This window comes from Citrobacter sp. S39 (genome assembly GCF_009495675.1).
GTDB lineage: Bacteria > Pseudomonadota > Gammaproteobacteria > Enterobacterales > Enterobacteriaceae > Citrobacter > Citrobacter freundii.
This window is the reverse complement of sequence record NZ_CP045555.1, coordinates 1750285-1766178: the sequence shown is the minus strand read 5'-3', so window position 1 is coordinate 1766178 and position 15894 is coordinate 1750285. Positions and strand designations below refer to the sequence as shown.

At 50.1% G+C, this 15894-nt stretch carries 11 protein-coding genes; all 11 read right to left on the bottom strand.

The window, feature by feature from the left end; all coding sequences use genetic code 11:
- Window positions 1-4: 4 nt before the first annotated feature.
- Window positions 5-976 carry a DUF4123 domain-containing protein gene (locus GFB57_RS08380; protein ID WP_003024426.1) on the bottom strand — a complete coding sequence of 324 codons (972 nt, stop codon included), beginning with the start codon at window positions 974-976 and terminating at the stop codon, window positions 5-7.
- Between the two features lie 13 nt (window positions 977-989).
- The gene (gene vgrG, locus GFB57_RS08375; RefSeq protein ID WP_003024428.1) at window positions 990-3359 is read right to left on the bottom strand and encodes a type VI secretion system Vgr family protein; all 2370 of its coding nucleotides are present in this window, start codon (window positions 3357-3359) and stop codon (window positions 990-992) included.
- 295 nt (window positions 3360-3654) lie between these two features.
- Window positions 3655-4302 (bottom strand): hypothetical protein, encoded by a 648-nt coding sequence (locus tag GFB57_RS08370; RefSeq protein ID WP_003024432.1) that lies wholly within the window; start codon window positions 4300-4302, stop codon window positions 3655-3657.
- Between the two features lie 76 nt (window positions 4303-4378).
- A complete protein-coding gene (gene tssH, locus GFB57_RS08365) occupies window positions 4379-7003 on the bottom strand; it encodes a type VI secretion system ATPase TssH (protein ID WP_003024435.1) in 2625 nt (874 codons plus the stop codon).
- A gap of 162 nt (window positions 7004-7165) precedes the next feature.
- On the bottom strand, window positions 7166-7657 hold the full coding sequence (gene tssD / locus GFB57_RS08360) for a type VI secretion system tube protein TssD (protein ID WP_003024437.1): 492 nt from the start codon (window positions 7655-7657) through the stop codon (window positions 7166-7168).
- A 16-nt stretch (window positions 7658-7673) separates the two neighbouring features.
- Entirely contained in the window at window positions 7674-9329 is a 1656-nt protein-coding gene (locus GFB57_RS08355) for an OmpA family protein (protein ID WP_003024439.1), read from the bottom strand.
- 3 nt (window positions 9330-9332) lie between these two features.
- Complete coding sequence (gene tssL, locus GFB57_RS08350) at window positions 9333-9974, bottom strand: type VI secretion system protein TssL, short form (RefSeq protein ID WP_003024441.1); 642 nt, start codon at window positions 9972-9974, stop codon at window positions 9333-9335.
- Between the two features lie 5 nt (window positions 9975-9979).
- Entirely contained in the window at window positions 9980-11317 is a 1338-nt protein-coding gene (tssK, locus tag GFB57_RS08345) for a type VI secretion system baseplate subunit TssK (RefSeq protein WP_003024443.1), read from the bottom strand.
- A gap of 23 nt (window positions 11318-11340) precedes the next feature.
- Window positions 11341-12870, bottom strand: coding sequence for a type VI secretion system contractile sheath large subunit (gene tssC, locus GFB57_RS08340; RefSeq protein ID WP_003024445.1), 1530 nt, complete (start codon window positions 12868-12870; stop codon window positions 11341-11343).
- 65 nt (window positions 12871-12935) lie between these two features.
- A complete protein-coding gene (gene tssB, locus GFB57_RS08335; protein WP_003024448.1) occupies window positions 12936-13433 on the bottom strand; it encodes a type VI secretion system contractile sheath small subunit in 498 nt (165 codons plus the stop codon).
- A gap of 466 nt (window positions 13434-13899) precedes the next feature.
- Window positions 13900-15762, bottom strand: coding sequence for a bifunctional glutathionylspermidine amidase/synthase (gss, locus tag GFB57_RS08330; RefSeq protein WP_003024450.1), 1863 nt, complete (start codon window positions 15760-15762; stop codon window positions 13900-13902).
- Window positions 15763-15894 lie beyond the last annotated feature (132 nt).

Genomic DNA, 15894 nt, shown 5'->3' with positions numbered 1-15894 from the left:
TTGCTTAATTAATGTTTGCTCGAATTTCATTCCATTGTTGTTCTGTGATATGAGATATGATTTGAGTAAATTTTCCCCTCTCACTTAAGCTATTTATTTCAAGCAAGTTTTTAATAAATCCATGGTTATAAAACTCCGGAGCAACATTAATTGAACACTCGCCCCACTTGATAAGATCTTCTTGATCAGAAAAAGTATACAATACAGCTCTTTTAAGTGACTGCTTCAATAGCTTAAATACCGCGGGCTCTGAAAACCGTTCACGACTCAAATTAGCCAGACGATAATTACAGATAACTCTATTTTTTATCCCTGCAAAATTTATATCACGCCAATTGTCAGAGCTCAGCGATAACGTATATGAAAGTCGCAGTTGATTCTCAGACTGATTTATTTTATTGATAAACTGACCATCGCCATCAATAAAACTCCACACTTCAATTGGCCCTAACAAACGTCGTTGTTGCCAGTCATCCAGAATAGATAAAAGAGAGATCATAATTGCCGGGTCATAATACCGAAGCAAAACATCTTTTCCATCATGCTGCTGGATTGCCACCTTTCCCAGATAATCTGCGAGATTTACAATGTTTTCTTCGCAAGAAAGCCAACCACATACCATCCTGCCCTTACCCAGCAGTATTTCATTAGGTTCGATCTCTTGCAGAGATTGCATAATGCTTTCTTGTAGTAACTTACAATCCTCAGGTAAGGATAAATCCAGTGAAACCAAACAAGGTTCAAATTCAGATGATAGATAACGAGTAGCAACAGGTACCCTTACAACATCTCTATTTGTTATTTCATTATAGAATGATGATTCTTTATTTCTCAACCTTATAATTGCAGTATCAATCATTAAAATGCAATTTCTATTTAACGTTCTAAAAGAATTAAATATTTGCTCACCAATATAACCCCCTTGTTTTTGCATTGCCTGTAAGGAGTAATCATAAGTTATTAATGATTCCTTCATTATTGGTCCTCCATCAACCCAGCGTCACTGTAGGGCTTTGCGTACCACCAGCAGCATCAATAGCTGTGGCGCAAGGATCCGGTAATTCTATGCTGGCATTTAATGTTGCAGGAGCCATTTTCTGAATCCCAATGCTCTTTACGCGTACATTACCAGGCGCCCCTACTTCTATTTCACCATCTTTAAGCCTGATATACGCGCCACCACAACTGAGTACTAACTCTGTCGCTGCGGTAATGATCACCTGCTCATCCTTACTGGCTATACTCAACGTTTTCTTTGCCAGCAGATCCATTGCATCTCCCTGCGCCTGAATTTCCACTTTTCCTTTGCTGGCGAAAATTTTAATTCCCATCCACTGAGCGAAAAGACTTATTGTTTCTTTCACACCAAGGCGGAATTTTTTAGCGACACTGACATCCGTGTCCGCTCCGGAGGTTACAATGACATTCTCACCTGATGAGAGTTGGATGCTGGCAGGAGTCACCTGCGCAATGCCAGCAGGAGCAGAAAAAAGTAAAGCCCGTTTCTTGAGGTCTGTCATAGACTCCATTAACAATGCTTTTTGCCTCTCGATATCAGCCAGTTCTGCTTTCGCTTTTTCTGCCGCAGAGTGAATACCTTTCGCATCCTGAAGCGCAGCTTGTAAGTTAGCTACTGCTTCATGCATATCTAACTGCAAACCTCCAGCTAATTCCTGGCGATCGGCACTGATAAAGATCCCTTTCCCAGCCCGAATAGCTCCCCATTGGTCTGTACGCAGTTCAAACCCCTCGCCCCGCAGCGCACGCTGTGCATCCACATTATGCCCCAGGTTCAGCTGCGTCTTGCCGCCGTACTCGGTGCTGAGCTTGACGTGCTCCTCGCCCCGTTTGTCTTCCATGCGCAGCTTGTTGTTCGCGGGTGTGCGAATGACGTTGCGGGTGTGGTTTGCCTGTGTCACGTGGTCAGGATGCCGGGAGTCGTGCAGCGCGTGGGCTATATAGGGCCGGTCCGGGTCACCTTCATGGAACGCCACCGCCACTTCTGTGCCCTGTATCAGCGGGAAGTGAATCCCGTAGGTGTCGCCGCCGTAGGGTTTGGCCAGGCGCAGCAGCATGCTCTCGTAACCCTGCTGTTTGCTGTCCTGGTCTGCATCGAACTTCACCCGGTACAGCCCCTCCGCCGTCTGATGCGCGTAGATATCCCCGCTCTTCGGGCTGCTGACCCGTGCCGTCAGCGTGCCGCTAACCTTCGGTCTTGCCTTCAGCGCCGGACGCCAGCACTGCGTCTCACTGTACGGCACCGCCGCCAGCGTTACCCTCAGCGCATCCTTCCTGCTGCCGCTGAACCCGGCCCGGATGACCACCACCGGCTGCTGCAGCACGCCCGGCAGCGTCGACGGCACGCTGTTGTCCGTTATCGTCAACACCTGTCCCGGACGTAACCCCGCATCCGTGCTGAAACCCGTTATCAGCGTCTGCTCCGCCAGAAAACGCTCGTGGTCCAGTCGCGCCCAGAAGTTCCCGGTTTCCGCCGCCGGATCGAATGCATCCCCGGTTTCAAGATGGCGCGGTTTGTAGTGATACACCTCGCCATAGCGCATTTCCTCGCCTTCGCCGCCGGTGATATCCGCCCTCGCCGACTGCAGCACCTTCTGCGCTTCGCGGTGGTTATAGTCTTTTGTCGTCACTCCCGCCGGTGCCACCTGGTGCAGAATGTTCAGTCCCCAGACGGAGTCCGCCCCGCTGTCGCTCATTCCTGACGGGCTGTTCAGCGCCAGCCGTTTATCAAACTCATAGGCGCTCTGCTGGTCTGCAAAATGCACCACTTCCGTCCGGGTGTCCGGCTGCAGCGTGAAGAAGTAAAATATCCCCACTTCCGCCAGCAGACGCTCAATAAACGCCAGGTCGCTCTCCTGGTACTGATTTATCTGCTCACGCTTCGGATAACTCTGTGTCAGCGTGAATTCATACTCCCAGCCATGCAGGGCGTGCTCCTGCAGGATTTCACTCACCACTTCCGGGACCGATTTGTTTATGAAGAAGCGGTGCGTGCGGAACTGTTTACCCAGCAGGGAGAGATAAGGCTCAATGATGATTTCATGGCTGACCTGGTCGCGCGACCCCGTCAGACGCCGGAAATGGGTCACCACGCCGTGGACGAATTTCACGGGCAGGGCATGCAGTAATTCCCCGCCTTTCATGGTCAGCAAAGCCGGTTGGTTCAGGAACATACCGGCAGTCAGCTCTGAAGCGCTGCAGGTAAAACGGACTGAATAATGGTAACGGACGCTTAACTGCTCCAGCCCCTCAAAACGTTCCACATCCAGTTCATGCGGGCATGAAGAAACCGATAAACTGTAGCGGTTAAGCGTGGGCCCTGATGCTATTTCCATATTCATAGCGTTAACTCCGTTTAATAAACTATAATTACGCGTTTATAAACCATAATAAAAACTGAATAAAACAGTTTTCCATTAAATAAAAATCACAGATAATCATCCCAATTACTACGTACGTGAGGCCAGCCAAATTTCATCATAAAATACCCAAAAACAATCAATAAAAAACCTCCTGCGCCCCATAAATATCTAAATCCATCGTCAGAAATAAAGAAGAACCAAATAGAAAAGGCAATACCAAACATACATAAGATATTACCAGCCAGATATGAAAAATAATACATTAAATATCTGGCTATTTCTCTAAACTTCCCAAGCCGTCCAGAAAACATTGGCAAACCTCATTAAAAAAAACTAAATTTGCATTGTGAAATTCAATTGCTTTTTCAAAAGGTGAAACAAGATCTTCTATCAGAAAATAAAGCAGATCCAGGTCCCCCATATCTTTCAATTTTTGATAATGACCTGGACTCCTTGCAGCCAGATAGCGAGATGTATAGATTGCTCTGGATACTTCCGCTCCCAGCGTAAGAAGCGAGCCTATAGCAGCACCTGAAAAAAATGCCGTGACTAGCCGATTAGAAATAACAGCCCCAATTTTAACGCCAGTTAGCTCTGAGAAAATCATCCTTCCAGCACTATTTCCAGCTATTTTTTCTGCCATTAAAGCAACATCCAGTCGAGAAGAAAAATCATCAATAAAAACTCCAACAACCTGATCTACCAGCTCCTTATTAAATCCCACCTTATTAATAAGTCTGGCAAACCTGTATTTGTCATCTTCATTCGCTCTGCGATGTTCTGTGTCCATAAAATCATAGGCCAAATACCCCATACTAACAGGAAATGATATAAGCCCTTTTACCAAAGCAGCAATAAATCCAGAATCATCAACATTAATAGCTTCGAGCATATCTTTTGCAAGATCTTTAGCACCATCCATATTTAGTCCTTTAGCGCAACGCATATCCCGATACAAAATAAAACCCAGCGCTAGTCTTTTCACTGGGTTTTATTTTTCACTTGCTATCAAATATCAGTTCAATTCCCTCTTCATCACGCCAACTTAAAGTAAGTTGCAGAGGCTTTTGCTGCCGGGAAAGATACGTTAACAACTGCTGGCTGAGCACTGGCAAGATTTGTTGATTCAGCAGGCTGTCAATATTCCTCGCCCCCGTATCCGGTAGCAGGCAAGCGGCGGTCAGGGCATCAAAAAGGTTCTCGGATATCGTCGTGGTGATGCCGTAGTGGCGTAATAGACGCTGGCTGACCTGCTCCAGCTTCATTTGTACAATGGTGCGCAGCGCTGGTTCACTGAGCGGGTGATAGATAATGGTCTGGAAACGTGCCAGCAGCGCCGGCTGAAAATGGTCGCGCAAAAGCGGGCGCAGTAGTTCATGCAGATCGGGCTCTGCCGCTTCCGGCTGTTCTTCCAGCAGCTGCATCACGGCATCGCCGCCAAGATTGGAGGTCATCAAAATAACGGTATTGCGAAAATCAATTTCACGGCCTTCGCCATCGCGCATGAAACCACGGTCAAATACCTGATAAAACAGGTTCATGACGTCCCGGTGCGCTTTTTCTACTTCATCCAGCAGTACCACGCTATAGGGGCGCTTTCGCACGGCTTCGGTCAGGATCCCTCCCTGACCATAACCCACATATCCCGGAGGCGAGCCCTTGAGCTGGCTCACGGTGTGCGGCTCCTGATATTCAGACAGATTAATGGTGATCATCGATTTTTCACCGCCAAACAGAATGTCGGCCAGCGCCAGCGCCGTCTCCGTTTTCCCGGTACCGCTTGGTCCGGTAAGCAGAAACACACCCTGCGGGCCGTTTTCCGGCGTAAGACCCGTTTTCGATGCGCGCAGTCGTTGCGCGATGGCATTCAGCGCATAATCCTGCCCGACAACGCGTTTTCCCATCTGAGTTTCAAGCGTCAGCAAGTCTGTCTGGGAGTCCTTCATTAATGAAGATAATGGTACACCAGTCCAGTCGGCGATCACCGTTGCGACAGTGCGCGCGTCTACATCCGGAAACAGTAAAGGATGACCCTGCTGAAGCACACTAAGCTGCTGCTGCAATTCAACCGTCTCCGCCTGACGGGAAATATCACGGCGGCTGGCCAGCAGTTGCTCAGTGAGCGCTAATTCCTGACCGTACTGGGTTTCGCGTTCATCTAACTCGACAAGCAGACGATTTTCATGCTGTTCAATGCTCGCCAACCTTTCACCATGCTGACCATTTCCTAGCGCGAGATCGGCAAGCAACGCCTGCTTTTCAATTTCAAGCGCAGTTATCTCCGACTTCAAACGCGTCAGTGGTTCCGGAACGGTATCAAGGCTCATCCGCACTCTTGCACCTGCGGTGTCCAGCAGGTCGACGGCTTTGTCGGGTAATTGCCGCCCAGTAAGATAGCGGCGAGAGAGCGTAACGGCGGTTTTAACCGCGTCGTCGGTGATGTGAACGCCATGGTGTTCCGCATAGCGTGATTTCAGACCGCGCAGCATTAAACAGGCAGTATCATCATCCGGCTCATCCACTTTCACCATCTGAAAACGCCGCTCTAGCGCAGCATCACGCTCAAAATACTGTTTATATTCGCTCCATGTGGTCGCCGCAATGGTTCGTAATTCTCCTCTGGCCAGAGCGGGTTTTAGCAGGTTGGCTGCGTCTGCGCCTCCCGCCTGATTACCGGCCCCAATGATGGTGTGTGCTTCATCGATAAAGAGCAAAATCGGTATTGGTGATTGTTGAACGGCATCAATGATATTTTTCAACCGCTGCTCAAACTCACCTTTCACTCCAGCCCCCGCTTGAAGCAGCCCAAGATCCAGCGTGCGTAACGTCACCGCTTTCAGGCTATCCGGCACGTTACCTTCCGCAATACGCAGCGCCAGCCCCTCCACCAGAGCGGTCTTGCCGACGCCGGGTTCCCCAACCAGAATGGGATTGTTTTTTCGCCGACGGGACAGCACATCCACCATTTGACGAATTTCATTATCGCGACCAAATACCGGGTCGATACCGCCGGCATGCGCTTTCGCGGTAACGTCCTGCGTAAATTTATCGAGCACGCCTTGTAATGCTGGCGACAACATCGATTCAGCCGGTCCAGGACGCGGTTCATCATCAAAGGAAACCTGCGCCAGAGCGGCTTCTTGCTGTCTTTCCGGCCGCTCATCAGACTGGACATTTAATAGCGGCAGGAGGCGTTCCAGTTGAGTATGTCCTGCGCTCAGAAGAGGCCACAGGCCATCGCACTTCAGCAATGACGGCTTGCCTACCAGCGCCATCAGCAAGTGCACACCCCGTATCTGCGAATTTTCATCCGTTGCGGCGCATAGCCACGCTTGTTGCATTAAAGAAAGAAGCGCATCAGACAACTGCGGGCGGCTTTTCACGGAACGAGGCTGAACATCCAGATGCGCCAGCAGCGACTGCCAGAGATTGTCGATATCCCATTCATAGCGACGAGCGATGACGGTAATATCGCCCTCCCCCTGCTCAAGCAACTTCAGTAACCAGTGTTCAGGCGTGATTTCTGCATGCGCGCGCGTCTGGCATAACGATGCCGCCGCTTCAAGCGCCTGAGCGCAATAGGGGTTGAGACGACGTAATAACACTGCTGACTGGTGTTCCATTTGGTTCCTGACTCCCTGTATTCAGGCATGCTACCGCCCGTGGCCGTAATCCAATGCCCATAAGGTAATAAGTGACGTTGATACTCTCTGCTTAACCCCCACTCCGGACGCTCAGCAGAGGGCATAAAAAAACGGATGAGGAAATCCTCATCCGTTAGTGCATTACGCGGTGGTACGCTCGTTCCAGGCGTCAGAATGGATAATGTTGCCATCCTTATACGTCCAGACGATCTTCTCGTAGCGCAGTTCAATCTGCTCCAGGTGGTTGTGCTTCTCTTTAGCCGGATCCTTGATGTCGTACATCACAGGGTTTACTTTCACCACTTTCACGTTGTGCAGAGTGGTGTTGAAGTATTCCACTTCCTGACCCGCATCATTAATGCGATACCATTTGAACTCTGCCTGGCGCAGGGTCTGACCGGTCGTTACAGCCTTATACAGATACGGGCTGGAGGCATCGATTTCCTTCGTGAAAAGGAATGGGGTATGGATACGCGTCCCGGTCAACTTACCGGTGTTGTTATCGGTAGGGATGTACAGGTTATGTTCCTGAGCCACTACTTCGATACTGCCCACACGGTCTTTCACGTCAACAGAGCCTTTGATATCCGCACCGCCGTCGTCTTTCAGCCAAAGGTAGACTGGAATTGCCATAACTTTTTCTCCATTTTTACTTCGCTAATGCGTCACCGCCTTCCGGTGACGGTTCCTTCATTCCCGGTACCCGACAGGCATCAGCCTGCGGTACCAGACTGATCTCTACACGGCGGTTGGCAGCCCGACCCTCCGGCGTATCGTTGGTTTTGTAGGGACGTGATTCACCGTAACCCTGAACGGCAAAGCAGCTCTCTGCGACGTCACCGGTATCACGCATCCAGTCGCGAACAGATTCCGCACGTTTGAGAGAGAGCTGTTGATTAGATTTATCGTCACCCACATCATCGGTATGCCCGGCGATGACTATCAGCCAACCGGGTCTGGCTTTGATATTGACCAAAGCTCGAATGAGTACTTTTGTTGAACCCGCTTTTAGCGCCCATTTGCCCGTATCAAACAGCGACATGCTGTTGAGACGCACGGTTTGCGGGGAGATCGCTTTTGGTTTTTCAGGTGGCAACCAGTCGCTGATTGCGGCCTGCAAAGGTGGGATCAATCTCATCCCCTGGTACAATCCCATTGAAAGAGAAAGGGGTTCGCCGCGCTGATACCAGCGATCAAGCCGCTGCGCATCCCGACGAAGTTGATCCTGAGCCTGAATCTTTGGCTCGACAGGATTGCCGCTAAGATGGCGGTATAGCGTCAGATGATCGTTTGTGATCCTGATGAGATGCTGGTTATTGATAAAGCTGCATGCCATCGCCAGTCCGACAAAAATGCCGCATAGCAGACCACTTATACCCACCGTTCGTTGAAATGCTGTCAGCGCCCGGCGGCGGGATAAAAAAGGCAATGCTAAATCAGGAAAAGGCAGCAGTTCGGACGCTGCAGAAACCGCAGGAGAAATCGTTGTCCGATCGGTGATATGCCGTTGCCACAGATTATTTTCACAGACCGCTAATGAGGTGAAACACACAACCCGTAAAGCAGAGAAAAGCGGCGGAACATGGCGCTCGGCGTCGCCTTGCACCTTCTTCAGCCAACCCAGTAAAGTATCTAACCACACCGCATGTGTAAGATGAGAATGGCGAGCAGAGTGCTCTTGCGATGAGAAAGGAACACAATCATCTAATCCTGTGGCCGACTGCACTTCAGCATCCTGAGGGGTGCGAATAAACCAACGTACAGTCTCATTGCATTGAGGAGAATTCAGCCAACAACACAGCCAAAATGGCGGTATACCAGATAACCAACGCCGACTCTGGGTCACCACCCGCCGCCAACTGAGCAGCATGTGCTTAAGCGCATCTTCATCATTATGCCGTTCCGGGATTAACGCCAGCATCACGGAGACACGCATAAGAAGCCCCGGACGCTGCACAGCTATCTGACGAACCAGAGCACTATAATGCTCTGGGGATTGAACAGATAAATACCAGCCCTGTGAACTCTCGCAGGAATCGCCACGTCCGGCAAACAAGGGGGCAGTATCGCCACATACCAGCACAACAGGCCCACTGAAACTCTCTGGAGGGAGCGGAACGTCATGAGCAGACGTCAGCCGACCATACTGGCGCCAGCCATAAACGATTCCAGGAATGGAAAGCAGTAAAATAAAGACGGTAAGACCACTGCGAACACCTGCACTTAACGGACTGAATCCCCAGACCAGCAACAAAGCCAGCACGGTCGCCAGTACATAGTTCACGATCCCTCGCAACTGAGCCATGTCTTAACCCTGCCCAATAAGCTGAGCAATCTGCCCTTGTAAGACATGAGAAAATGTGAGCCATAAAGCACCTAACGCCAGCGCGCCGACAAGCCATGCCAGCCACCAGCGGCGCTTACCGCCAGAGAAGCCGGAAGCCCGCATAATTACCGGCGCATCGTGCTTTAATTTAAAAGGCATCGCCTGAGTCGCCAGCGCCTCAAGAACATCTTCGCGACGTTCGTCACCTTGCTCACGATAGCGCCCCACAAATCCGAGCGTGATTGCGCGATAAAAGCAGGTTAATACGGCGGTATCAGGAACGGGCTCGCGCAGAACGGTGCGAATACGCTCCCAAAGTTCTTCCCCGGCATTGGTGGTGTTGAAATAGCGGGCCTGTAAAGGTGTCGCAAGCCAGGTGATATAACCGCTATCCTGACGGTTGCGGTTCAACACGCTTTCATCCAGTAATGCACATTGCGTATAGAGCATGTGCTCAACGCTGTGTTCGCTGTATCCCATATCACGCAAGGCCTCACGTGCAGAATCAATCCATTGGCAGGCCTGGCGATAGAAAGCAGCCCCATCGTCAACTTCCGGCCCATCGCGTAATTGGCTTACAGCAAGCCAGGTTGGCCAGAACACCTGATCAATATCCTTATTCATTTATTTCAATCCCTTAATACTGCAAAGAGCTCAAGTTGAATCTCTCCCAACGTTCCCGGCACATAGAAAGCGCAATTACCGGCGTCCAGCATGGACTGGGCGGCTGGATGATTAATCTCAAGAGCAAAATATTGATTTTCCAGTCGTAGTGGGATAGCGGCGGGTACATGCGTCAGCGGTTTTAATGGAATGCCGCTGAGTGCCACATTGACGACATCTGACACATCAGCCCGACTTCCTGCTTTACACAGCTGTGGAAACTGCGTCAGGAGGACATGCGCAGGAAGAGGCGAACGAACGGAAAGATAAAAATCAGCGCCTTCACGCAGCCGTGCATCCGACAGAGCGCCATACCAGAACTGTCGCTCCTGCGTCAGTTCAATCGCGACAACGCGAGATGGCAGGCTGGCTTCCAGTAGTTCCACCAGCAGTGCAAACAGTGGCGGGAATACCTGCTGCGGATTTGCGTGCTGGTATGGAGGTACAACGCTGACATCATTTTCTAATGAAAAGGTCAGCAGGCTGCCGGCTAACCGCGCCAACTCCCGCCACAAAAGCTCTGGGTGACGACCTGGGTTTTGCAGCATTTCTTTCAGAACAGGCTCCGAGCTATTAAGCGCATTCAGCAGCCAAAACAATGAAACGTCTGCTACCGCAAAATCCGCCATTCGTTCATTACTTTCACGGCGCAAGGCCATCAGACGGCGGCAACGGGCCTGGATACGGTGTACCAAATCACCGAGCGAATTGATTAATGAGGGGCTCGCTGAGAGTGAAAGCGAGGGTGGTAAAAAATCGTGCCCTAATTCCCATTGCCCCTGAGCATTACGAATAAGGCAAGCTACCGGACAGGTGAGATAAGCGCTGTTATCGTCGTGGGCATACCGGAGGGTAATAGCATGCCGCAGCACCGCCATATCAGTCTGCTCCTGGCCTGCGAGATCCTGCACTGGCAGCCATTCCTGCTGCCAGCGACACGGGCGGCTAACGCCGTTGCCTGATGAAAGGTTACCGCCATTAGCCGAAAGCAGCGGCAATGCCAGCACGATATCAACGCTGTTGTAACCAGTAAGGTGCGATAAATCACACGCCGGAGGCAGGTTATCTGAAATACCTGTATCCACTAACGTACCGTCAGGGAAGCGCACCACCAGATTAACGGGATTCAAACGGGAAACCGTTAGCGCACTTTCGTCAAACTCCGCGCTGATGACGCCCCACGGTGATGAAAGTGACATGTGAGCCACAACGTCAGCGACATAGGCATCCCAACGAGTCTGTTGCTGAAACTGCTGGGGAGCCAGAAAGGCCCCCTCGCTCCATAACGGACGATAGATCTTCATCGCACCTCCTGTGCGCTGCGTCGTTAAGATTTCGACTTAGGCATTTGTGAAACTAACGACAGACTGACGTCCATACCTTCAACCTGGAAATGCGGAATAGCGTACAGGCGCACGCGGAAGAAACCGGGGTTATCCTCAATGTCCTCCACCACGACACGCCCATCACGCAGCGGGTGTGATGCCTGTAAATCATCGCCAGGATCGGTCATTTCGGTTACCAGACTGCGCAGCCAGTTGTTAAGTTCAAGCTCAAGCAGACGGCGATCTTTAGTCGTGCCAATGTTTTCTCGCTGCAGGATTTTCAGGTAGTGAGCGATACGAGAAAGCAGGAAGATATACGGCAGACGTGAGTTAATCCGACTGTTAGCCGTCGCTTCCGGAGTATCAAACTGTGCAGGTTTTTGAGCCGAGTTAGCAGAGAAGAAGCAGGCGTAATCACGATTCTTATAATAAGAAAGCGGAATAAAACCGAGGTTGGCGAATTCAAACTCGCGGGTTTCCGGAATCATTACCTCAGACGGGATTTTCACCTGATTACCTGTACCTAAATCGTACAAATGGATAGGCAAATCTTTAACCGCGCCGCCCGCCTGTGGCCCACGGATCTGGACGCACCAGCCATTCTTGATAAAACTTTTCACCATGTTCACAGCGAAAGAGAAAGAGGCACTGGTCCACAAATATTTTTCGTGATCCGGCCCCTTAACTTCTTCAACATAGTTAAAACTGCGTACCGGCACCGTATCTGGGCCATACGGCAGGCGACCCAGCACACGCGGCATAGTCAGCCCGATGTAGCGTGAATCATCGCTATCACGAAATGCTTTCCACTTGATGTATTCAGCACGTTCGAAATAATCATTGATGTCTTTTATGGCCGCGACTTCTTCCATATTTTCTTTCAGGAAGAATTTCGGCCCCACGGCACCAATAAACGGCATATGGCAAGCAGCCGACACGCCAGAAATATTGCGCAGCAGTGCAATATCCTGCGGACTGTTATCAAATTCGTACGCTGAAATCATTGCCGCAATGGGTTCGCCGCCTGGTTGATCATATTCTTCAATATAAACATGGCGGTATAACCCACTCTGGATAAGCTCCGGCGCGTCATCAAAATCATCACGCAGCGCATCCTTGCTGATATCCATCATTTCTACACGGACATTTCGGCGAAAATCGATGCCGGTGATCATCGAATGCAAACCACGCCAGAGCGATTCTTGTTTTTGAAATTCAGCATGGTGCATAACTTCATTAACCTGGTCGCTAATTTGCTTATCCAGGCGAGCAATCTGCTCATCGAGCAGCGTTTTATCCAGACGTTCCAGGGGCTGCGCAGCATCCGCCAGACATGAGACCAGAACCTGAATCGCAGCGGTCACGCGTTCAGCCGGAGCGGCATCAGATAGCGCTTCATCGCTCTGCCACGCATCGACGTTTTTTAATGTCGAAACCGGGGCAAGATTAATTTTGTCAAAGAGGGATTGATAAACGCTACGTTCACTGGTCGTGGTGGTCGCGACTGAAGAGGTATGTTCCTGAACAGACATCAACATATTCCTTTTATGATCCTTTACTATTCCTGCCGATTTAGCGGAGGAAACCCTGTATAGCCTTAAATCTCTTCCGGCATCATCGTTGCCAGTTCATCACGCAATTCCTGACTCAAGTCCGGATCTTTAAGGATGATTTCCAGCTCGCGACGAAAAGCGGCGTTATCGAGTAAGTTAGATTTCAGGTCACGCAGTAAGTTACGCATAGCTAACAAAACGCGTAATTGTGGGATATTTCTTGCGACCTGTTCGGGTTCGAAATCGCGGATATTTTTAAAAGTAAGGTTAATATCGTCCTTTCTGTCATCACCAGCCAACGTATTTTTAACACTCAAATTAACCACTGGTGAGAACTTAGCTAACACATCATTAAAATTATTCTTATTAATATCAACCTTTTCGCGCTCCGATAATGGTCGTTGTTCTCTACCATTACTGAAATCCCCCACGGTCAAAAGTTTTAACGGCAATTCAACCTTTTTTTGCACGCCTCCGGTATGTAAATCTAACTTAATATTAACGCGTGCTGTCGGCACTTCATTCTGAAAACTGTCACCCATACGTCCCTCTCAGACCGGCGATTCCTGCCGATATTGTGCATTTCCTGACGGAGCATTTTCTAATCGCTCAACGTGCTTCTTACAACGTCATTTCTGTGGGCAGTCAATAATGACTGTTAATGACAATTAATGATTATAATTAGTACGCAGTCGGAATCCGATATATTCCACGGGAGAAAACTTGATCGATATCACTAATCAGCCAAATAACACATTAGTGTTTATTATTTAAAATTAAAATCAATAAGATGTTTATCTGATACAAGCGACGAAAATTAATCACTGGTGAATATATTCATTAAACGAATGCATTTAAGTTATAAGACATTAATCTTAAAAATATTTACGCCCTTATATATACATCACGAAACTTATTTAAAGTTAATCAGCACCAATTTAACTATAAATAAAAAAGCCGGAGATATACTCCAGCTTTTCGTATTTCAATCAAGAACATGCCAAAAGATTACTCTTCCTTCACCACAATCAGCGGCTCGATATCGCTCTCTTTCTTAATCACCAGCGACTCATCGCCGCGCAGGCAGGTACCGCCGTAGTTACCGCCTACGGTGAAGGTACAAACCTGAATATATTTACCGGCAATGTTTGGCAGACACCAAAGCTGCTGATAAATGTTCTTCTGCTCGGCAAACTTACCGCTGGTTTTATCCAGTAGCTCTTCCTGATGGCTCACCAGATCGATGTTGCTGCCACAACGTCCTGCAATGGGTTTCACCGCATAACCGGTTTGTGCCAGCTCTTCATTAACAGTGAAATCGGTATCAAGCAGATAGCGGTGGTGCGGGAAAAGCTGCCAGAGGATTGGCAATATCGCTTTGTTGCCTGGGATCACCGTCCACAGAGGTTCGAAGACCAGCACTTCCGGGCGCAGCAACACGTCGATTAAACGCACTTCCTGATTCGTATGCCCGGTACGAATTGGTACCGCGGCGTACTCCGTTTCGCTGACCTCTCGCACCTGCTCAATCGCGGTTTCCCACGCCCAGGTTTTCCAGACACAGTTCACCAGGCGGCCGTCACCGTCAATCAGTTGACCGGCATCATCCCAACGTAGCTCATCGAGGCCACGCAGAATTTTGCTGTCAAACCCGGCCTGACGCAGCGCCTGCTGCATAAACTGCGCGTGATAGTTTTCTTCGATATCCTTATCCTGCATGATGTGGACAAACGGACGTGCGCGGCTGTGCTTCCAGGCACCCGCCAGTTCGTTGATCAACCCTTCAGCCGGGTTGTGTCCCTGCCCTGTGTAGCCACGCTCGGCCCATCTTTCGAGAATCAAGCCAGCTTCGGTATGGCACGAGGCGGAATCGGCGTTGTACTCATACACCTTCAGTCCACGTTCATCCATACAGAAATCCATACGACCCGTAATCATATGATGCCGACGACGCTGCCAGGAAAGGCGCAGGCGCGGCCAGAGGATTTTCGGAATATCGAACAGCGCCAGCAAGTTATCGTCTTTCAGCACCTTGTCGGTCGCGTGCAAGTACATCAGGTGCAGCTCGTTAGTGGCTTTGATCAGCTCCTGCTCGGCACTTTCGGTAATGGTGAAGTACTGATGCGGATCCTGATTAATAACATGCCCATTCGCCAGCACGTAGGCTTTTTGCAGCGGATCCTGTTCATCCAGCCATTTACCGTCAAACTGCCCGTTATCTTCCAGTCGCGCGCCGCCAATTTTCAGTGAGTCACTGGCGATCTCCGGCTGCGGCAGGCTGTAACGAGTATCCTCGGTCTGGATCATCCAGCCAAGGATGGTGGTGTCGTCAAAGGTATCCCTCAGGGTGTAGCAACCGTTTTCAACCACCATCTCCAGCTCGCGGGTCCACTGCTGTCCGGGAGGCAGCGGCGTATGGAGCACGTTCTGTTCGGCAATACGGATTTTGTTTTCCAGCAACTGGGTGACGACCGCCACATGGCCGGTATCTTTAAATTCGCCGCCTTTTTGCCAGATAAGCAACGCGCCTGCTACCGGTGCGCGGGGTGAACCATTGGGAAATGCCTGTAACGGCAGGATATTGTCATTCACCACTTCACGTAGGAAGCGTAAGGAGAAGATCTCCCAGGCCATGCCTACATCGGTGAAGACCACGCCATAGTTAAGGAAGAGAAAGCGGCGTGCGAACTCTACGCACTGCCATTTGTGGCCCATGTATTCGTCGTCGATATAGCTGCGAAATGCCGCATCATCGTCGTAGTCCCGTGGGTCGAGGGAGCTGTAATCTGAAGAGTAGATTGCTACGCCACCTGGGGCGTAGCCCAATAATGTCCCGAATGGGGCATCCTGACTGGTCGTTCCTTTGCTCATGCACCTTACCTCAAAACAATACAGCCTGAGCAGGTTGGCGTGAATTTTTCGCTCTGATTGCCTGCTCTGCGACACTAACCGGACAGAGGTCAACATCATCATACACCTCAACGCAGCGACTGGCGCTCAGAG

What these genes read in the sequence shown, in the direction of transcription:
- tssC (WP_003024445.1), bottom strand. Translation starts at nt 12,870, where the DNA reads ATGTCTGTTCAGGAACATACCTCTTCAGTCGCGACCACCACGACCAGT.
- vgrG (WP_003024428.1), bottom strand. Translation starts at nt 3,359, where the DNA reads ATGAATATGGAAATAGCATCAGGGCCCACGCTTAACCGCTACAGTTTA.
- tssD (WP_003024437.1), bottom strand. Translation starts at nt 7,657, where the DNA reads ATGGCAATTCCAGTCTACCTTTGGCTGAAAGACGACGGCGGTGCGGAT.
- gss (WP_003024450.1), bottom strand. Translation starts at nt 15,762, where the DNA reads ATGAGCAAAGGAACGACCAGTCAGGATGCCCCATTCGGGACATTATTG.
- GFB57_RS08370 (WP_003024432.1), bottom strand. Translation starts at nt 4,302, where the DNA reads ATGGATGGTGCTAAAGATCTTGCAAAAGATATGCTCGAAGCTATTAAT.
- tssB (WP_003024448.1), bottom strand. Translation starts at nt 13,433, where the DNA reads ATGGGTGACAGTTTTCAGAATGAAGTGCCGACAGCACGCGTTAATATT.
- GFB57_RS08380 (WP_003024426.1), bottom strand. Translation starts at nt 976, where the DNA reads ATGAAGGAATCATTAATAACTTATGATTACTCCTTACAGGCAATGCAA.
- tssK (WP_003024443.1), bottom strand. Translation starts at nt 11,317, where the DNA reads ATGAAGATCTATCGTCCGTTATGGAGCGAGGGGGCCTTTCTGGCTCCC.
- tssH (WP_003024435.1), bottom strand. Translation starts at nt 7,003, where the DNA reads ATGGAACACCAGTCAGCAGTGTTATTACGTCGTCTCAACCCCTATTGC.
- tssL (WP_003024441.1), bottom strand. Translation starts at nt 9,974, where the DNA reads ATGAATAAGGATATTGATCAGGTGTTCTGGCCAACCTGGCTTGCTGTA.
- GFB57_RS08355 (WP_003024439.1), bottom strand. Translation starts at nt 9,329, where the DNA reads ATGGCTCAGTTGCGAGGGATCGTGAACTATGTACTGGCGACCGTGCTG.